Source organism: Tsuneonella sp. CC-YZS046, from assembly GCF_035581365.1.
Taxonomy (GTDB): domain Bacteria; phylum Pseudomonadota; class Alphaproteobacteria; order Sphingomonadales; family Sphingomonadaceae; genus JAWKXU01.
The window spans coordinates 2,758,882-2,775,898 of record NZ_CP141590.1 but is presented as its reverse complement, the minus strand read 5'-3'; the positions used below and the strand labels follow the sequence as shown (position 1 = coordinate 2,775,898).

Annotated in this window: 21 protein-coding genes; 2 read left to right on the top strand and 19 right to left on the bottom strand. The window is 64.7% G+C overall.

The window, feature by feature from the left end; genetic code table 11:
* Nucleotides 1–9: 9 nt before the first annotated feature.
* The 15 genes from parA to U8326_RS13615 form a co-directional block, all read right to left on the bottom strand.
* Nucleotides 10–648: a ParA family partition ATPase gene (gene parA / locus U8326_RS13685; RefSeq protein WP_047822304.1), complete on the bottom strand. Its 639-nt coding sequence runs from the start codon at nucleotides 646–648 to the stop codon at nucleotides 10–12.
* A 178-nt stretch (nucleotides 649–826) separates the two neighbouring features.
* On the bottom strand, nucleotides 827–1,699 hold the full coding sequence (locus tag U8326_RS13680) for a replication initiator protein A (RefSeq protein ID WP_047822306.1): 873 nt from the start codon (nucleotides 1,697–1,699) through the stop codon (nucleotides 827–829).
* A 3-nt stretch (nucleotides 1,700–1,702) separates the two neighbouring features.
* Complete coding sequence (locus U8326_RS13675; protein WP_047822308.1) at nucleotides 1,703–1,966, bottom strand: helix-turn-helix transcriptional regulator; 264 nt, start codon at nucleotides 1,964–1,966, stop codon at nucleotides 1,703–1,705.
* Nucleotides 1,967–2,097: 131 nt separating this feature from the next.
* Nucleotides 2,098–2,607, bottom strand: a complete 510-nt coding sequence (locus U8326_RS16445; protein ID WP_047824283.1) for a DNA -binding domain-containing protein — start codon at nucleotides 2,605–2,607, stop codon at nucleotides 2,098–2,100.
* Nucleotides 2,561–2,884 (bottom strand): transcriptional regulator domain-containing protein, encoded by a 324-nt coding sequence (locus U8326_RS13665; protein WP_221403499.1) that lies wholly within the window; start codon nucleotides 2,882–2,884, stop codon nucleotides 2,561–2,563. The genes U8326_RS16445 and U8326_RS13665 overlap by 47 nt, the downstream gene beginning before the upstream one ends.
* 155 nt (nucleotides 2,885–3,039) lie before the next feature.
* Nucleotides 3,040–3,303, bottom strand: a complete 264-nt coding sequence (locus tag U8326_RS13660; RefSeq protein WP_047822310.1) for a DNA -binding domain-containing protein — start codon at nucleotides 3,301–3,303, stop codon at nucleotides 3,040–3,042.
* Nucleotides 3,304–3,489: 186 nt separating this feature from the next.
* Entirely contained in the window at nucleotides 3,490–3,702 is a 213-nt protein-coding gene (locus U8326_RS13655) for a helix-turn-helix domain-containing protein (RefSeq protein ID WP_039577869.1), read from the bottom strand.
* Between the two features lie 138 nt (nucleotides 3,703–3,840).
* A complete protein-coding gene (locus tag U8326_RS13650; protein WP_167702736.1) occupies nucleotides 3,841–4,014 on the bottom strand; it encodes a hypothetical protein in 174 nt (57 codons plus the stop codon).
* Nucleotides 4,015–4,452: 438 nt separating this feature from the next.
* On the bottom strand, nucleotides 4,453–4,866 hold the full coding sequence (locus U8326_RS13645) for a single-stranded DNA-binding protein (RefSeq protein WP_039581728.1): 414 nt from the start codon (nucleotides 4,864–4,866) through the stop codon (nucleotides 4,453–4,455).
* 688 nt (nucleotides 4,867–5,554) lie between these two features.
* Nucleotides 5,555–6,193, bottom strand: a complete 639-nt coding sequence (locus tag U8326_RS13640; protein WP_039577866.1) for a plasmid pRiA4b ORF-3 family protein — start codon at nucleotides 6,191–6,193, stop codon at nucleotides 5,555–5,557.
* A 6-nt stretch (nucleotides 6,194–6,199) separates the two neighbouring features.
* A complete protein-coding gene (locus U8326_RS13635) occupies nucleotides 6,200–6,502 on the bottom strand; it encodes a HigA family addiction module antitoxin (protein ID WP_039577865.1) in 303 nt (100 codons plus the stop codon).
* On the bottom strand, nucleotides 6,502–6,783 hold the full coding sequence (locus U8326_RS13630) for a type II toxin-antitoxin system RelE/ParE family toxin (RefSeq protein ID WP_039577863.1): 282 nt from the start codon (nucleotides 6,781–6,783) through the stop codon (nucleotides 6,502–6,504). The genes U8326_RS13635 and U8326_RS13630 overlap by 1 nt, the downstream gene beginning before the upstream one ends.
* An 83-nt stretch (nucleotides 6,784–6,866) precedes the next feature.
* On the bottom strand, nucleotides 6,867–7,805 hold the full coding sequence (locus U8326_RS13625; RefSeq protein ID WP_039577860.1) for a DUF2493 domain-containing protein: 939 nt from the start codon (nucleotides 7,803–7,805) through the stop codon (nucleotides 6,867–6,869).
* A gap of 359 nt (nucleotides 7,806–8,164) precedes the next feature.
* Entirely contained in the window at nucleotides 8,165–9,217 is a 1,053-nt protein-coding gene (locus tag U8326_RS13620; protein ID WP_324740929.1) for a DUF7146 domain-containing protein, read from the bottom strand.
* Between the two features lie 14 nt (nucleotides 9,218–9,231).
* Nucleotides 9,232–13,566 carry a strawberry notch-like NTP hydrolase domain-containing protein gene (locus U8326_RS13615; protein WP_324740928.1) on the bottom strand — a complete coding sequence of 1,445 codons (4,335 nt, stop codon included), beginning with the start codon at nucleotides 13,564–13,566 and terminating at the stop codon, nucleotides 9,232–9,234.
* A 111-nt stretch (nucleotides 13,567–13,677) separates the two neighbouring features.
* On the opposite strand from U8326_RS13615, the gene U8326_RS13610 reads away from it, so the two are divergent.
* A complete protein-coding gene (locus U8326_RS13610) occupies nucleotides 13,678–14,013 on the top strand; it encodes a type II toxin-antitoxin system Phd/YefM family antitoxin (RefSeq protein WP_245626686.1) in 336 nt (111 codons plus the stop codon).
* A complete protein-coding gene (locus U8326_RS13605) occupies nucleotides 14,013–14,435 on the top strand; it encodes a type II toxin-antitoxin system VapC family toxin (protein WP_047822315.1) in 423 nt (140 codons plus the stop codon). The genes U8326_RS13610 and U8326_RS13605 overlap by 1 nt, the downstream gene beginning before the upstream one ends.
* Nucleotides 14,436–14,509: 74 nt before the next feature.
* Here the strand turns inward: U8326_RS13605 and U8326_RS13600 are convergent, their stop codons facing one another.
* The 4 genes from U8326_RS13600 to U8326_RS13585 form a co-directional block, all read right to left on the bottom strand.
* Nucleotides 14,510–15,316 carry a DUF7007 domain-containing protein gene (locus U8326_RS13600; RefSeq protein ID WP_324740927.1) on the bottom strand — a complete coding sequence of 269 codons (807 nt, stop codon included), beginning with the start codon at nucleotides 15,314–15,316 and terminating at the stop codon, nucleotides 14,510–14,512.
* Nucleotides 15,313–15,831: a hypothetical protein gene (locus U8326_RS13595; RefSeq protein WP_324740926.1), complete on the bottom strand. Its 519-nt coding sequence runs from the start codon at nucleotides 15,829–15,831 to the stop codon at nucleotides 15,313–15,315. Before U8326_RS13595 ends, U8326_RS13600 begins: the two co-directional genes overlap by 4 nt.
* A 50-nt stretch (nucleotides 15,832–15,881) precedes the next feature.
* Nucleotides 15,882–16,157, bottom strand: a complete 276-nt coding sequence (locus U8326_RS13590) for a hypothetical protein (RefSeq protein ID WP_324740925.1) — start codon at nucleotides 16,155–16,157, stop codon at nucleotides 15,882–15,884.
* An 86-nt stretch (nucleotides 16,158–16,243) separates the two neighbouring features.
* Nucleotides 16,244–16,999, bottom strand: a complete 756-nt coding sequence (locus tag U8326_RS13585) for a hypothetical protein (protein ID WP_324740923.1) — start codon at nucleotides 16,997–16,999, stop codon at nucleotides 16,244–16,246.
* Between the last annotated feature and the right edge of the window lie 18 nt (nucleotides 17,000–17,017).

Below are 17,017 nucleotides of genomic sequence, written 5' to 3'. Positions count from 1 at the left end.
CCGGACCGCTCATGGCAGCAAGCTCTCGACCTGCTGCGCTAATTCGGAGATTTCGCGCGCGGCGATGCTGCCCGAGTCCATTTCGGATGCGAGCCGCCCGGTTCGCAGCGCATCTGCGAAGATCACCCGCTGGCCGACATGGGCCGGCAGCAGAGGCGGATCATGGTCAGCAAGATTGTCGGCAGTGGCGCGTCCGATCAGCGTGCGCGCAGGATAGCGGTTGAGAATGAACCGCGCCGCGATCGCGGGTTTGAAGATGCGGGCCTGATCGAGCAGCGTCAGCATCTCGGCCGAAGCCCATCCGTCAAGCGGCGATGGCTGCACCGGCAGGAGGACGAGATCGGCGGCGAGCAGAGCCGAGCGGAGCAATCCCGCGACACGGGGCGGCCCGTCGATCACCACATGGTCGACGCTGCGCGCCAGCTCCGGCGCCTCGTGGTGCAGCGTGTCGCGTGCGAGACCGACGACGCTGAACAGTCGCGGCAAGCCTTGCGACGCGCGCTCCTGGGCCCAGTCCAGCGCCGAACCCTGCGGATCGGCATCGATCAGGAGCACGCGCTTGCCGGTGATGGCCCACTGGCCAGCCAGGTGGAGCGCGAGGGTCGTCTTGCCGACGCCGCCCTTCTGATTGAGGAACGCGACGATCATCGCGCTTCGTCCACAGGGGCGCAGCCCGTTAGCATGAATCCGAAGGATTCAGAGTTAGCAATGTTAAGGGGCGGAATCGTGTAATGATTCCATTGCGTTATAGGTGGTTTTGGTTCCTGATAGTCCGAGGATCGGGTTCCCGATCGTCCGATAGTCGCGGTTCCTGATAGTCCGTGTCTCATGGCAACTTATCCACAGGCGGGTAGCCCATCCGCCGCATGGCGGCGTCGAGCGGATCGATGGGGAGCGGAGTGATGTTCAGCCGGTGACGGCCGAGTTCGAAGGTGAGGGTCAGCCGGTATCCGGGCAGGGGTTGGCGGCGGACGATATCGCGCAGTTCGAAGCTGAACCGCTTGAGCGGCGAGAGGACGCCCGACTTCAGGTGGAGGTGAGCGACGTCGAAGCTCCACCCATGTTCCTGCCGTCCGCCATGCTTGCGGCAGATGCGATAGAGCCAGCGCTCCAGCCCGCCGGTCAGGCTGAAATAGGCGCGGTCGATGGTAAGGACGAGCGCGTGATCCAGCACCCCGGCATAGAACCAGTCGGGAACGATCATCTCGATGCCGAGCGCGCGGCCCTTCCCGTCGAGACGCTCGCGCCATTCGTTGATCCAGGAGAAGCGATGGCGCCGCCGCTGGGTGGTTTGACGGATGCTGGTGGCAATCGTGGTCGACTGAAGCCGGTCGAGCCCGGCGCGCAGCCGCTCATAGCTGGCTTTGCCGGTTCCGCGCCGTGTAAAGGTCAGGATGTCATAGGGCGTGGCGGCGATCAGGCGAGAGGTCGGCAGGCCGGCGTCGTGCGCCTCGACGATCTGGCTCGCGGCCCAGATGAGAATATCAGCATCCCATATGGTGGCCATGCCATGTTCGGGCGTCGCCTCGACCTGAATCGTGACCTCGCCCATGCGAAACTCGATCGGTGCGACCCGCTTGCTCTTGGCGAGCGAGAAGAAGGGCCAGCTCATCAGATCCTGGGCATCGCGCGGTGCGACATCACCGCCGGCCGGGCGGAACAGGTCGAGCTGCCGGGCGGGAGCTTTGCTTAGCGACATGGATTATCGCCCGCGCGTCCCGCTGGCGTGCCGCCTTGTCGTGGCCAGGCCAGGTCCCGGATCGGATGTCGAGCGCCGCATCCCGGCCGCCGCCCAATCGTCGATGTCGGCAACCGTGTAGACGATGCGTCCGCCGAGCTTGTGGTAGATGGGGCCGGTTCCGAAGCAGCGATGCTTTTCCAGGGTGCGCGGCGACAGCCCGAGACGCTTCGCAGCATCGGGGGTTCGCAGAAAGCGCGGCGCAGTGTCTGGGGCGTCAGGCTGCATGATCGGTCTCCGTCGAAGCGCGGGCCACGAGGGCAAGGCGCGTGGTACTGGAGACAAGGCTGGCGTATGCCGCCTATGCCGGGAGAGAGGGCAAAATCAGCCTGCGGGAAATGTCGCACCGGCGTAGAGCGTCACCGGCTCCGGAGCAGATCGAGATATCCGGTCTCGCTGAGCCGAATGGCCTCGTCGCGCAGTCGTTGAACCTGCCGGCGTTCATTGGCCGCGCGCCAGTTGGAACCATGCAGTTCCAGGCCGGGATAAACCGCGGCGTCGGCCAGCTCGCGGGTGCTCAGACCAGCCGCGAGGAGACCCAACAGGTGCAGCAGGAAACTCAGGCGCAGGCGCTGAAATTCCGTTGGCCGGAAAGCGGCGGATTGTTTGCCGCGCGGCGCGCCCTGAAGTCGGCGCCGGAAGCGGTCGGCGACGGCCCGGCGCAATGGATAGTCCCGGTCGGGAGTGAGAGCGATGACCGTGCCTGCGCGCATAGCGGGATCAGACAGCCACAGGCGCAGGCGTCCACCGGGATCGTCGATAACGAGATGGCGACCGCTCTGGTCCGTGTGATCGGCGAGGATCGGGCCGAGATCGGCCGGATCAAACGCAGGCGCGGCGGCACAACCCTGGGGCGGAGGCGCCAGCACGACTGTGCCTGGCGCGACGTCGGGTCGCCATAGCGCGGGCGCGGCTGCGGCCGACACATAAGGGTCGATGGGGAAACACCAACCCCCAGCGCCGGACGAAGTCCGCGCTGAGGGTCTCCTCCCGATGTGCACCGTCCGCGCTCGTCGATGTCATCCGATCATAGTCACGGCGGTAATTCTTGTTGTGCCGCAGGAACTCCTGCGCAAAGTCCGCGTAATCGAAATTGGCGGTTGCCCCGGCGATCGCTTGCGACCGCCAATCGCTGGCAGTTGGCATCGCACCTCTCCCTGTATCCCGCATTCGGGGTCAGGAGAGCGAGCTTGCCTGCGCTCACCCACGCCAGAAGAACCGCCCGAGCGCATGAATTCAACGCCTTGCGGGCGAACCTGCGCGCACGGCGCAGCGAACCCCGGTCGGCGGTCGCGACGGCTCTACCGGGGGCGCCCTTCGAGCAAATGACGATATCCGACTTCGGTCATCCACCTGGCGCGAGCGAGGTGAGTTTCGTAGATGCCCCAGGCGCGCTCGGGATCTGTTGCCGGATCAAGGCCAAATATGACGCGGACAATCTCATGCCAGTGCGCGCCCTCGGCATCCGCTTCGAGCAGGCGCAGATAGGTAACGAAATGCCGTTCGTCATAGGGGTTCACCCGTCTTGTCTGCGGAGGCGCGTCGTCAAATGCAGGAATGGTCATTGCGCGACACCTGGCGCCCAGGAGGCGTTGCGATTGTCCCGAACACGGAGCCCGGTTATGCGACCGATGGGATAAGCGCCTCGCGCGCGGCCCGCAAATCGCGCCCACTGCCAGAACCTTCCGCAAAGGAGACGCGGGTCGTGGAACACCCTGCGCACCGGTCGTCCCGACAATAACGGATGAAGATCAGCTCGACTTGCGGAAGAATTCCATCGGGTCAATGTCGAGGATCGTCGCGATCCGTTCGAGCATATCGACGGTCGCCGCGTGTTCTTCGCGCTCCAGCATTCCAACATAGTTGCGGTTGATCCCTGCACGATCCGCAAGTTCCTCCTGCGACAAGCCTTTGGCATGACGCATGTGACGCAAGTTGGTGGCGACGATCTCCCGCAAGCTCATGCGGGGGACGTCGCCGCTCTGCCTAACCCATGGCCACCTAATATACTAGGGAATCGTATCTACGTAACGGCGTATCTGCGGAAATCCGCCACTACGCATTCAAGGAACGCGGGGCCGACGAGCGGCCCCGCGTCCGTCTCACCGGGCAAAGGGATCGAACTCAAGAACGATGCTTGCCGAATCGCCGTCCCATTCGCTGGCCGGCATCGCGCTGAACAGGCCGCCTTCGGTTCGGAATACGATGATATTGACCATGAGGCTGCGCGCGAGGCTCCAGGCATAGGCGGATACGGTGTTGAGCGACTTGGACATTGCGGGCTCCTGTCTTTCGTCGCGGGGACCATCCCCGCTCGACAGGCTCCCGAAGTGTCGGGCGCATGGCTGCAATCACCGCACGGGCGCAGCCCGAAGGCCGCACGCTGCGCGTAGCGGACCCTTTATGGGTTGATGGCGAAGCCATGGGTCTGACCAAGGATCAGAGCCAATGAGAGCGGCGGTGGCACCTGCGAGGAATTGGAACCGCCGGAGGTTCGTTCAAACCGGGTCCGGCTGGGTGGACACTGCCTCATCCTTCCCGGTCTCGCTTCGGTCCAGGCAGCGATGGTCAGGGTATGGCGGACGTGTCATGCATCTGGACGCAGACCGACACGCAAGGTCGGTTTTCCGCGGGGGCGATCCGGGGCGGCTGGTTCCGGGCGTCGGCAAATAAAGAGGCCCGGCGGATTGCTCCGCCGGGCCGCTCCGTCCCGATCAGAACGGAATGTCGTCATCGAGGTCGTTGTAGTTCCCGGTGTAACCTTCATCCTTCTGCGCGGGCTTGCCGCGGCTCAGGAAGTCAACCGTTTCGGCGATGATCTCGCAGCCATAGCGGTCGTTGCCCTGCTGGTCGGTCCACTGGGTGTAATGGATGCGGCCCCGGACCAGAAGCTTCATCCCCGACGTGCAATGCTCCTGTACCGTCTTGCCGAGGCCGTTGAAGCAGGTGATGCGATGCCACTCGGTGTCCTGGACCCGGCGACCCTGTTCATCGCGGACGATCTTTCCGTCTTTGTAGCGGGGACGCGAGGTGGCGAGGCGAATGGTGGTGATGTTGGTGCCGCCCTGGGTGGTGCGGCTTTCCGGGTCTGCGCCGAGATTGCCGGCGAGAATGACGATGTTCTGCATGATATTGCTCCGTTGCTTCAAGTCCGAGGGACCGTCCCTCCGACGAAGCCCGATCAAAGGCCGTCCGGTGCCGTCCGCATCGCCGCCTTCAGGCGGCGGCCTGACCCCATAGGCGCGGGAGTGGTGCGGGCAGCCGCGCAGCGGCAACTCGGTCCGGCGCCGCCGGGGTTGCTGGCGGAAACGGAACGGACTTAGGGATTCGCCAGTCGGAAGGGACCGCCCCCTCGGTCGAGGCAGGACGGAGATCGATGCGAATAGAACAGCGACAAGGCTGGCTCGCGAACGGGAGCGAACCGGCTTGCAGCCCTACAGGAAACAAACACACCTGCTTTCGGCACTGGCCAAAGGCCCCGGATATCCGGCGAGCGACTTCGCGCTGACCTGGTTCACCGTCAAACCACCGACTTGCGATCAAATCCGTTCAATGGCTGGTAGTCGTTCCGGCGCGCCACGGGAAAGCCGACGCTTCCGGCAGCTTCCGGAGCAAGGTGGGACTAACGAGCCAGCCGGCGCGCGCGCCGCCTGCGATAAGGCGCCGAGCGCATCGATCGAACGGGGTAAGCTGCCCTGGAGCGAACGGGAATGGCCGAGAAGCTATGACAGACCATATCCATTTCTGAATGGAACAGAGGCGGCCCAAGCGGCGCGATCGGCCTTGTCTGCAATTTGGCCGCGCTCAAGGGATCGGTCAGCGACCTGTGGATGAAGGTCGCGTTGCCTTGGGCTTGGGCTGGTGAAGACGCCGCTTCACATTCGGCTTCAAAGCGCCGCGAACATCTTTGTCGGCAATCGCAATATCGAACCACTCAGGGTCGAAATATCCGCCGCACCACCGCTTGGTTTCTCTGTATTCGGGGTCTTTCGGGTCTGCCAGCACCTCTAGAAATTGCTCATATCCTGAAATGCCGCCGACATCCTCGGGCGGCCGAGCGCGTGCGCCATCGATGCAGGTTGCGTGGGTTGGGGGCGTATCGAGAAAGACCATTTCCTCGATTTCGACCTGATGCCGCCAATTGTCGCCGAAGTCGTACAGATAGCTGAAGACAATCCCGGCGCCCTGGAAATCCCTTATCCGCACCGCGCGTTCGTCGAAGACTCGCGCATCCCCCTCGACCGAGCCATCCTCGGCAAGAGCGGCATCGCCATAGCGCAGTCCGCCTATCTCAAACTCGTGGAGATGATAGTTCCACCAATTGAACGCGGCCTGGATCGCCAGGTGAAGCTGTTCGAGGTTCCACGCGCCCGGCACGATGATGCGGCGCCAGATTTCGGGTTCAATCCCGTTGATGGATATCTTGAGCCGCGCGGCATTGGGAGCTTCGAACATCGCGTTTCAAGCCGCCTTCGATAATGCTGACACCTTGATCTCGTCCTCATGGCCCCGTGCCTGGGCGAGATCATAGGCGCCCTGCATCCGCATGAGCGTATCGGCTTTCAGGCCAAATGCCTTCTCGAAGCGGATCGCCATATCGGCAGTCAGGCCGGTGTGCCCGTTCAGGACATTACTCAGATTCTGCCGCGAGACACCGAAGTGCTGCGCCAGCTCCTTCACATTGATACCATGCGGCTCGACCATCTGGCGCTTGAGCCAGGGGCCGGGATGAACATGGATCGAAGGATGAACTTTGATAGCCATCAGTGATAATCCTCCAAATCAAGATCCGCGATCGTGGAGTCGTCCACCATCGTAAATGTCAGCCGCCAATTCTTCGTCACCGTCATGGCGTAGCTGCCTTTGCGGTCCCCTGTCAGGGGATGGAAACCGAAGTTTGGTGGAACAGAGAGTTCATCCAGGCTGGATGACGAAACCAGGAAGGCGATCATATCAATGACGCGTTCCGCCTCGATCACGCCCCTGGCGCTGCCTTTTTCGACCAGTCGTCGCAGCGCCTTGTGCCTGATGCTATCAATTTCCACGTGTCAACAGATAGGCGACACGAAAGTCCGTGTCAATGATTGGTTGACACGGATTGCTGTCGAACGTGGCCGATGGGCGGCGCTTACGCGCCGCCCAGATGACGGAAATCCCAGACCTTGATGCCGAGCGTTTTGGCCTTGTCACGGATGTTCGACTGGATGCCGGTGCCCGGAAACACCACCAGCCCCTTGGGCATGGCGGCCAGCATCTCGTCATTACGCTTGAACGGCGCGGCCTTGCCGAGTTTCCAGTCGGGCTTGATGGGGACGCTCGGCACGCCGCGTTGGTCGGCCCAGAGGACCGAGATATGCTCGCCGCCGCTTTCGGTAGCGCCATGGATCAGAACCATGTCGGGGAACCTGGCCCGGATCTTGTCGAGCGTCGACCAGATCAGCCGCGTATCGTTGAACGCCGGACCGGATGAGACCGCGATACGGACGCCTTTCGGCATAAGCACCTGCTTGTCGGACCATTTGCGGTCGTTGATGAAGTCCTTGCTGGCAATGACCGCCGAGGTCAGCGCCTTGCGATTGACCTTCGAGCCGGACCGGGGAAGCCAGGGCTTCTTGGTGAAGGTGCGGTACTGGTCGGCGGCGGCGTCGCGCAGATATTCGAAGGTGTCACGGCGCTCGATCATCGTCACGCCTTCGGCGATCGTCCGCTCCAGCTCGACCGACTTGACCTCCGAGCCGTCCTGTTCGCGCTGCATCCGCTTCTGCGCGACCTCATTGTCGTCCAGTTCGCGTTCGACCCGCTGGATGCCGTTGTGAAAGACGTTGACCAGTCCCCAGAGGATATCCTCGAGGTCGGGTTCGATGCGCGTGTCAATCAGGGCCGAAACGATGCCATCGAACATATCGGCCACTGCGCCGTCGACGAGGCGGGTTTCGGGTAGCGGCCGCTGATCCGGCTCATCCTCGAAGGGGCGGTAGCCATAGAGCTGCATCTCCTGGAGCAGATAGGCCGTCTGGGATTCGGCGTGTTCGGGTTCGTCAGCGGGAATGTCGTTGCTGTCGTTCATGGGGTGTCGCCTTCGTCTGGGAGCCGCGACCTTCGCGGCCTTCATGGCGACGGAAGGCAGCGGGCCGGGCAGCGCGCACACCGCCAAGCGCCAAGCGTGCGCGCGCCCCTTTCGGGCGCGCGATGGCGGCCGAAGCAAAGCGGAGGACGGACAGACGGGGCTATTTTGCTTCGCGATGCAAAGCGGCCGCTCGCGGCCGCGGCGGAAAATAGCCCCGTCGTCCGTTGTGCTCGCTGGACGCCTGCTGCTCCTGTCGCCCTCTATGAAGGCGTGGGGGCGGCCTCTTCAGCGAAAATGGCGCCTATGGTGCGACACAGCTTCGCCGGTGACGACAATGCCGAACTCCCGCTTCCCGGCCTTCAGCCGGACAGGAGAAGGTGATGCTCGGCATCTTCGTCCCGCAGTTGAGGGGCCAGATGCGCCCGCAGCCGATCCGCCCCCAGGCCGTGCAGGTCCGAATTGAAATCGTCGAGCATCGGCGCCAGCGGGATAGCCTCGATCCCGGCCTCGACAGCCCTGCGGGTCAACAGGCTTTCGGCGGCTGCTCCGGTGGAATCCTCGTCGCGGGCGATATAGAGGCGCCGAAGATCCGGCGGGAACCGGATGGCTGCAAGGTGGGCGCCCGACAATCCGGCGATTGCCGGCAATGCGGGCATGATCGTGCGGAGCGACAGGATCGTCTCGATGCCTTCGCCAGCGACCATCACCGGACCAGCGCGCCCGAAGCGAACGCCGTGGCCGAGCAGATGGCCCATGGCGCGGCGTGGATAGGCGACCGGCGCTTTATCGATCGTCGTGGGATCGAGCCAGGTGCGATGCACGCCCGTGATCGCGCCAGCCAGATTGGTGACGACAGCGATCATCGCCGGCCAGGCCCGACGCGTGCCCGGGCGATCTTTCCGGGATGGTCGATAGTAGCAGCGCGGATGGAAGCGGAGCGGATCACCCGCTTGGAGCGGTCCGATGCTTCGCCCGGCGAGATAGTCCGCGGCAAGAGTGCCGTGAACGGGGAGCGACGCTGCGGCCAGACGCTGCGCCGCCTCCGGCGTGCCGGACGGCGCTTTGGGTTCCCGCCGCGATCCGGCGCCCTCATGCCGAGGCGATGGCTGCGGCAGGCTGAGGAAGCGCCGGGCCTCTTCCAGCGTATCGCGCAGCCGCGCATGGCCTCCCGCGATGGTGATGATGTCGAGCAGATCACCATGGTCGCCGGTCGCCGCATCGGTCCATTTTCCGGCCGCCCCTCCGTCAGGAGAGGCGACCAGGCGGACATAGAGGCTGCGGCCGGGCGTGTTGCGGGCATCGCCCACGAGCCAGTAGCGGCCTTCGCGATGCCCTTTCGACAGGTAGCGGCGACAGACGCTCTCGGCATTGTCGGCGAGACGCAGCGCGATGTCGGTGGCGGAGTTTTTCATCTCACAGTCCTCCGTCACGCCGCATGGCGCTCGCCGACCCGCTGAAGCGGATACCGTTCCAGCAGCCGGGCGAGCACGGTCGGGCCATCGCTTCCGGTCGGGACGAACAGCCGCAGCTTCCAGGAGATGATCTCCGAGATCAGCCCCATCGCCTTCAACCTGTCGCGCATCGTGTCGGTGAAGCCGTCCAGTTCGATGCGGTTCACGCCCATGACGCGCGCCCGGCGAAGCTGAAGCCCTTCCGTCAGCTCGAGGATGGCCTGACCATCCATCAGCGCCGTGAACGCGGCGTCGGCTGCGAGCACCGGGCCATTGTCGTTCGCGGTGGCGGTCGCCGCCCAGGCAGGCGACACGCGGCGCCCGACGATCCGCTCGCCATCATCGGTCTGGAGCCGATAGACGCGGGTGGACTCTTGCGGCAGTCGCTTCCAGATCGGCAGCAGAAGCCCGGCGACGATGTGCATGGTGCTGGTCGCAAACTCCGGCACATCGGCAAGCTCCGCCTGCCATGCCCGCTCGAACTCGCCTCGCTCGGCTTCGCGCCACTGGGTTTCCGCCATGGCGGCAAGCGGCATCGGCGTCGATTCCATCGGCCGGACGAGCCGGATGCGCGCTTCCACGCTCCCGTCGTCCAGTTGCAGCCCGCGCGTCGGAATCTGCACGGCGGCGCGGCCCGACTGCGCGTTGACCAGCAGCCTGGCGCGCCGATCGCGCAGATGGTCGAACGCTTCGTCCAGCGTCACCGGCCGGTTGCGGTCCTTGCGTTCGATGGTCAGCAATCGCGTCTCCGCTCTCGTGCCCGGATGGGTGTAGATGGTGACGCGATCGACGATCTTGAAGCTCTCGGCCTGGAGCGTCTCCAGTCCCAGCTCATATGTGCCCGATGCGATTGCGCCCTCGATGCGGGCGGTCAGCAGATCCTCGAACCGGGTGAACAGGATGTTCTGGAGGTCGATGGTGAGCGCCAGCATCCGGTTGAGGAAGGTGGTGATCGGGGGCAATTCGTCCCGCAGCCCACCCTCGTCGCCGAGCGTCAGGCCGGTCGCGGCTTCGAACTCGGCGAGCGAACAGCCCTCGACCTTTCCGCTGAAAATCAGCCGGTAGAGCTGGCGCAGCGCGTCGCGCGCATACCAGGATTCCAGATTGTCCTCGGGCCGGAACAGCCCCTGGCCCCCGGTCTGGCGCTGCCCGCGGGTGATGGCGCCGAGAGAATCGAGCCGCCGCGCGATGGTCGAGATGAACCGCTTCTGCGCCTTCACATTGGTCGTCACCGGCCTGAACAGGGGCGGCTGTTTCTGGTTGGTGCGGTTCGACCGGCCGAAGCCCTGGATCGCATTGTCGGCCTTCCAGCCCGCTTCGAGCAGATAATGGACGCGCAGACGCTGATTCCGCGCGCCGAGATCGGCATGATAGCTGCGCCCGGTGCCGCCCGCGTCCGAGAAGATCAACACGCGCTTTGCATCGGCCTGGAAGGCGTCGGTCTCGCCGATATTGGCCGACCCCGGCCGGCTTTCGACGACGAAACGGTCGATCCCGTCCGATCCGCGCCGCTTGACGATGCGCCGCGACCGGCCCGTCACCTCGGCGACGACATCCGTCCCGAAATGGTGGAGCACCTGATCCAGCGCGGCCGGCACCGGCGCCAGAGAGGCGAGCCGCTCGATCATCCTATCCCGCCGTTCGATGGCCTCGCGCGATTCGACCGGATTGCCGTCCTTGTCGGTGACGGGCCGGGACGACAGATTGCCCTCGCTGTCGCTGAACGGCTCATAGAGCTGTACCGGGAAGCTGTGTTCGAGGTACGAGAGAACATATTCGCGGGGTGTCACATCCACGCGCACATCATCCCATTCCTCGGTCGGGATATCGGCAAGGCGGCGTTCCTGCAGGGCCTCGCCGGTCGAGACGATCTGGATGATCGCCGCGTGCCCGGCTTCCAGATCGCGCTCGATGCTGGCGATCATCGCCGGAGTCTGCATCGCTGTGATCAGATGATTGAAGAACCTCTGTTTTGCTGACTCAAAGGCGCTGCGCGCGGCCGACTTCGCCTGGCTGTTGAGGTTGCTGCCCGCCGCCCGCATCGCGGCGTCGAGATTGTTATGGATGATCTGGAATGCCCCGGCATAGGCGTCGTAGATCTCGATCTGGGCCGGGGTCAGCGCGTGCTCGAGCATCTCATACTCGACTCCGTCGAAGGAGAGCGACCGCGCCGAATAGAGCCCCAGTGCCTTCATATCGCGGGCCAGAACCTCCATTGCAGCGACCCCACCATTTTCGACCGCGCCGATGAACTCGCCGCGCGTGGCGAACGGGAAATCCTCGCCGCCCCAGAGACCCAGGCGCTGGGCATAGGCGAGGTTCTGCACAGTGGTCGCGCCGGTCGCCGAGACATAGACGATGCGTGCATCGGGCAGCGCGTGCTGGAGCCGCAGCCCCGCACGGCCCTGCTGCGACGGGGCCTGATCGCCGCGGTCGCTCTTGCCCCCGGCGGCATTGGCCATCGCGTGGGATTCGTCGAACACGATCACGCCGTCGAAGTCCGTCCCGAGCCAGTCGACGATTTGCTGAACGCGGCTCGCCTTCTCACCGCGATCCTGCGAGCGTAGCGTGGCGTAGGTCGTAAACAGCACGCCCTCGTCGAGCGTGATCGGCTTGCCCTGACGGAACCGGGACAGCGGCGTCACCAGAAGACGCTCCTGACCGAGCGCCTCCCAGTCACGCATCGCATCCTGGTGCAGGGTCTCAGAGCGACTCACCCAGACTGCGCGGCGGCGTCCTTTCAGCCAGTTGTCGAGGATGATGCCCGCGACCTGACGGCCCTTGCCCGCGCCGGTGCCGTCGCCAAGCATCCAGCCGCGCCGGAAGCGCACGGCGGCTTCGGCATTGTCCGGTGCGGCGGAAATGACGTCCCATGTCTTGTCGACCGTCCAGGCGCCCGCGAGATGCTCGCCATGCGCTTCGCCCGCGAGGATGATGGATTCGAGCTGGGCGTCGGAGAGGATGCCGTCATCGACCAGATGCGCCGGCAGCGAGGGCCGATAGCTCGGCGCTGGCGGCGGCACCGAGGCCATCGACGCCGACTGGACAAGCGGGGTCGGATGCGGCCTGGCGCCGGGGATGCGGATCGACTGGAGCGCATAGGGCTCGTAGATTGCATCGGTCAGATGGCCGTGACCCGGCACAGCTTCGGCGCAGGGCGTATAGGCCAGCTCGACGCCCTCGGTTACGGGCGTCGGCGCGACAGGCCGGGCGGCAGCTGCGCGGCGCACCGGACGGGCGGCGATAGCCTGCACGGCAAGCGGCGTACTTGGCGGCGGCGCATCGGGCGCGGGCGTGCGCGGTGGCACTTGGGCAAGCACCCAGCCGAGCAGCGTCGCCGTGTCGGGCGCAACGCCGGGCGCATCGGGGAACCGGAGCGGGTCGTCGGCGGGCGTCCGGTCGATCACGGTGAGCCGCGTGTCGATCGTGGTGCCGTGCTTGCGATAGACCCGTCCATCGATCGCCGCCGAGAACAGGACGCGGCCGCGTTCCTGGAGCGCGACAAACGCATCGGTGAAGGCGGGATTGTCAGGCGCGCAGGAAGCGCCGGTAATCACCACGAGACGACCGCCGGGCCGCAAGCGCGCCAGCGCCGAGCCGATATGACGTAGCGCCGCATCCTTCATGCGCGCCTCGACATGGGCGATCGCCGAGAAGGGCGGGTTCATCACCACCACGTCCGGCACGGCGGCCGGATCGAGATAGTCGTGAATATGGGCGGCGTCGTGCGCGGTGACGCTGACCTGCGGGAATAGCAGGTCAAGCAGCGCGGCGCGGGTTTCGGCCAGCTCGTTCAGCATCAGGCGCGCGCCTGAGATCTCGGCCTGGATCGCGAGCAGGCCGGTGCCCGCCGAGGGTTCGAGCATCCGCTCGCCGGGCTGGAAGCCAGCGGCGACGCCGGCGACATAGGCGAGGCCCGCGGGTGTCGAGAATTGCTGGAGCGCCTGCGAGGTTTCCGAGCGCCGGGTGTGGGTCGGCATCAGCCCCGCGATCTTCTCGATCAGCGCAAGCCGGGCGTGCGGATCGGCGTATTTGCGGAACAGCGTATTGGCGTATTTACGCAGAAACAGGATCTGCGCGGCCTCGCAGGCGTCATAGGCCATCTTCCAATCCCACAGCCCTTCGGCGTCGGACCCGCCGAACGCTGTTTCCATCGCGCAGCGCAACGCGGGCGCATCGACGGGACGGCCGTTTTCGAGGTGGGGCAGGATGAGCTGCGCGGCGGCAAGCAGCTTCTCGGCGGTGTCGGCGAATTGACGCGCGGCGCCGGACGGCACGGCGGCGAGCGCCGTGGAACGGTTGAAGGTCATCGAGGATGCTCCGGGAGAGGCGGAAGGGTCGAAGCCGGCGGACCCTCTCTCTCAAACCGCCAGGCTCACCCCGTCCCGGCCATCCTCTTCCTCTCCGGTGGTCCGGTGTGGATGCTTGCCGCATCCACCAGCCCCCAGACTGCGGCGTTGCCGTTCTCGCCGAAAAAACCTATAAGTGACCAACTACATGGTCAGGAGCGAGTCATGGATGGAATCAATCTGGCGGACGCCAAAGCTCATTTGAGCGAACTGGTCGATCGCGCTGCTGCTGGCGACACGATCGATATCCTGCGCCGTGGGAAGCCTGTGGCCCGCCTTGAGGCTGCCAAACGGCCGCGCAAGGCGATCGATGCCACCCGGCTGCGCCAACTGACCGATTCCCTGCCGGTCCAAAGCGAAAGCGCGGACAGGTTCACGCGCGCCATGCGCGATGGTGATCGTTACTGATGCTGTATCTCGATACGTCTTTGCTGATCGCGGCGCTGACGAACGAGGCCCGCACGGCGGAGATTCAGGAATGGCTGGCCGGGCAAGACCCGGAGGAACTGATCATCAGCGACTGGGTCGTGACGGAGATGTCATCCGCCTTGTCGATCAAGGTGCGGACAGGCCAGCTCGATTCGGCTCAACGCGCCGAGGTGCTGAGCCAGTTTCAACGGCTTTGCAGCGAAAGCCTGACGATCGTGCCGGTGGCTTCTGCCAATTTTCGGACCGCGGCTTTGTTCTCCGATCAGTTTTCGCTGAATCTGCGTGCCGGTGACGCGCTGCATCTGGCGATCGCGGCGGAGCGGGGTGCAAGGCTTTGCACGCTGGATCGCCGTTTGGCCGAAGGAGGGACCGCGCTCGGCGCGGTGACGTCGCTTCTGTAGAACCTGCCATATGGTCCAACTCTGGACGGCGGACGAAAAAATGGGCGACCCCATGACGGAGCCGCCCAGATAAATCAGACTTCCAGGTGCCGGGCCTCGTCGATTACAAACCCGAAGCGCTCAGCGACATATTCATCGGATGGAACGCGGAAGCGCCGTTCATGACCCTGATCGCGTCGCCCGCCGAGCCGGGCGATGCAATCCGTCATGCCAGGTTTTTCCCTGGATCGGATCGCCGATACGACCACCCAATCGTGCCGGTGCTTCTCGCCAAAGAGTCGCCGGTCATTTTCGACGGATTCACCGGGCGCCAGGAAACGGTCGTGGATCGCCTCCCAACAATTTGGGTAATAGTCGCGCAGGGTCTTCTCAGCGTGACGCCGTTCATAGGCCGTGAAGAGATCGGGAAAGCCAGTCGCGACCTTCGCCCATTCCGCATCTTCCTCATACCAGCCCCCGGCAACCCGTAGGGCCGCGGGCATTCTCGCGTTGCGCGCGCGATCGAGCTTGAAGCCGCCATGGCTCGCCGTGGAATGGAAGACCACCCCATCGGCATAGATCTCACTCGATTGAGATTGGCCCCACGGTGTCGACAGCTTGCCATCGCCACGCTTCCGTTCGAGCCGCAGCAATTCCTCCCGGTGCTGGACCAGCTCGGCGATATGGTCATGAAACCCCACTGCATCCGCGACGACGGCGATTGCGCCATAGAAATCATCGCGCCGCCATTGGCTCATAGGCTTGCTGAGCCGCCAGCGGTTCGCGATCCGCAGGCCGCTCCGACCTGGAATGGCGGCATAGGCGGTGTCGTCGACTAGCGCGGCGAGATCGCCGTCGGCGGTGCGGCCATAGGTGGCCGGAACCGAAGGCGCCGGGTTCATGCCGCCCTCCTGATGGTCGAGACGACGGGCTCGTCCTCGACAAGCTGAAGGACGAGATTGGAATAGCGGTTCCGGGACGCCCAGCTTTCGGCATCCGCCATATTGGCGGCAAGATGCCGTAGCTCGTCCTTGCCGTTCCAACGGGTGAGAACCCGCACCATGCCCGGCTGCGGCAATTCGAGGACTTCAAAGCGAAGGTCGGTCGTAACCATATAGTGACGACGCACGACAAGGACCGGCGTGATGCCGGACATAAAGGTGCCCTCGTGGAGCACGAAGCTTGCCGAGCAGGTCCTGCCGCCCATAACCGCCGACGGCGATTTTTCCACGAGACGGCCGGTACTGTTGCGCGTCTGCCAGTCCCGCAGCTTGCGCGTGTGGCGGGCCGGCGGCCGCGGGGCTCCATCGAAGTAGCGCAGGACGGCCCCGAGTGGCGCTACGGCGTGAACAGCATCGCCATCGAGAATGATGGACGTCGCGCCCGCGACAGAGGCGTTGCCAGTTCTTTCGGTCATGTGAGGTCTCCGGGAGAGCAGCGAGGGAGCGAGCCGCCGACCGCTCTCTCTCAAGCCGGCCGGCTCACCCGCTTCCCCGCCATCCTCTCACTCTGGCTGCCGGCCCGGAGACGGAGTCGACGGCAGACCGAACACTCCCGCAGCGACCCGGCGGCTATGTCAGCCAGCCACTCCACGGCTTCTTCCACGTCTGCGTCATCCTCTTCGACAAGCCGCGCGAGAGCGACAGCGCCGTTGCGGCCCAATTGGCCGAGGCGCTGAAGAGTAGCGAGCAACAAGGGCGCAAGCGCCTCCGGACTGGCGTTTTCGATGTCGGAAATCTTCACGGGTCAATCTCCATTCTATGAGGGGAAACCCGAGCGCAGAGCGCCCAGGCGATGTTCGCCGGCAGCAACCCGCCGGACTGCACCGTTCAGCGGGCAGCGCGGTTGCGCTTGGCGGCGAGCGAGATCGCTCGCGTTGCGGCCTTGAAGGCGGCTTCTCCCTCTTCATGGGAGAGATCGCTGGCCGCCTTCACATCGAGGGATGCCTGACGGATATCGGCGTTGCTCACATCGGCGATCTGGAGACCATCCGGCGCTTCCGTCTCGAAGACCACTTCCACGGTCGCGCGGACATGCTCCTCGCAGAGGCGGAGCAGGACATGCGAGCCGAGACCCGGCTCAACGCCGAGCGGCCCATATTCGGCGATACCGAGCATTTCATCGAGCATGGACTCGGTACTGCGCGCCATGATGTCGTCGGCCGTGATCAGCACGGCCATGCCGCCGAAACCGTCTGGCCGCATTTTCGTGCAGGTCCAGGCCGAAACGATCGATACATAGGGGAGCGCGGGCGTCCGTCGGACGATGCTCTGGAAAAACATCTCCCAACCGGACACCGAGAGGTCGAGTTGAAGATAGGCGTCGTCTTCGCCGAGTTCGGCAAGCTCCGCGCGGACCGCGTTGGCCGCGGCGCTTTCAACGTCTCCGGACAAGGCGAGCGCTGCGCGGACCTCGTCGACGGGATAGGCGGGCATATCGTTGGCGCCCTGTTCGGCATAGAAATAGATGCCGTCTCCTTCGGTGTCGCTGCTGAAGATGCTTGAGAGGATCAGTCGCTCAAGCGGGGTCATCGCGCTCAGCGGAATGGTGGGCTGGACCACCGTGGAGCAGAAATAATCAGCCATATCGGATCTCCAAAAACG

Excerpts from the sequence above, each read along its gene's own strand:
- parA (WP_047822304.1), bottom strand. The coding sequence starts at position 648 with ATGATCGTCGCGTTCCTCAATCAGAAGGGCGGCGTCGGCAAGACGACC.
- U8326_RS13680 (WP_047822306.1), bottom strand. The coding sequence starts at position 1,699 with ATGTCGCTAAGCAAAGCTCCCGCCCGGCAGCTCGACCTGTTCCGCCCG.
- U8326_RS13675 (WP_047822308.1), bottom strand. The coding sequence starts at position 1,966 with ATGCAGCCTGACGCCCCAGACACTGCGCCGCGCTTTCTGCGAACCCCC.
- U8326_RS13665 (WP_221403499.1), bottom strand. The coding sequence starts at position 2,884 with ATGCCAACTGCCAGCGATTGGCGGTCGCAAGCGATCGCCGGGGCAACC.
- U8326_RS13660 (WP_047822310.1), bottom strand. The coding sequence starts at position 3,303 with ATGACCATTCCTGCATTTGACGACGCGCCTCCGCAGACAAGACGGGTG.
- U8326_RS13655 (WP_039577869.1), bottom strand. The coding sequence starts at position 3,702 with ATGAGCTTGCGGGAGATCGTCGCCACCAACTTGCGTCACATGCGTCAT.
- U8326_RS13650 (WP_167702736.1), bottom strand. The coding sequence starts at position 4,014 with ATGTCCAAGTCGCTCAACACCGTATCCGCCTATGCCTGGAGCCTCGCG.
- U8326_RS13645 (WP_039581728.1), bottom strand. The coding sequence starts at position 4,866 with ATGCAGAACATCGTCATTCTCGCCGGCAATCTCGGCGCAGACCCGGAA.
- U8326_RS13640 (WP_039577866.1), bottom strand. The coding sequence starts at position 6,193 with ATGTTCGAAGCTCCCAATGCCGCGCGGCTCAAGATATCCATCAACGGG.
- U8326_RS13635 (WP_039577865.1), bottom strand. The coding sequence starts at position 6,502 with ATGGCTATCAAAGTTCATCCTTCGATCCATGTTCATCCCGGCCCCTGG.
- U8326_RS13625 (WP_039577860.1), bottom strand. The coding sequence starts at position 7,805 with ATGAACGACAGCAACGACATTCCCGCTGACGAACCCGAACACGCCGAA.
- U8326_RS13620 (WP_324740929.1), bottom strand. The coding sequence starts at position 9,217 with ATGAAAAACTCCGCCACCGACATCGCGCTGCGTCTCGCCGACAATGCC.
- U8326_RS13615 (WP_324740928.1), bottom strand. The coding sequence starts at position 13,566 with ATGACCTTCAACCGTTCCACGGCGCTCGCCGCCGTGCCGTCCGGCGCC.
- U8326_RS13610 (WP_245626686.1), top strand. The coding sequence starts at position 13,678 with ATGCTTGCCGCATCCACCAGCCCCCAGACTGCGGCGTTGCCGTTCTCG.
- U8326_RS13605 (WP_047822315.1), top strand. The coding sequence starts at position 14,013 with ATGCTGTATCTCGATACGTCTTTGCTGATCGCGGCGCTGACGAACGAG.
- U8326_RS13600 (WP_324740927.1), bottom strand. The coding sequence starts at position 15,316 with ATGAACCCGGCGCCTTCGGTTCCGGCCACCTATGGCCGCACCGCCGAC.
- U8326_RS13595 (WP_324740926.1), bottom strand. The coding sequence starts at position 15,831 with ATGACCGAAAGAACTGGCAACGCCTCTGTCGCGGGCGCGACGTCCATC.
- U8326_RS13585 (WP_324740923.1), bottom strand. The coding sequence starts at position 16,999 with ATGGCTGATTATTTCTGCTCCACGGTGGTCCAGCCCACCATTCCGCTG.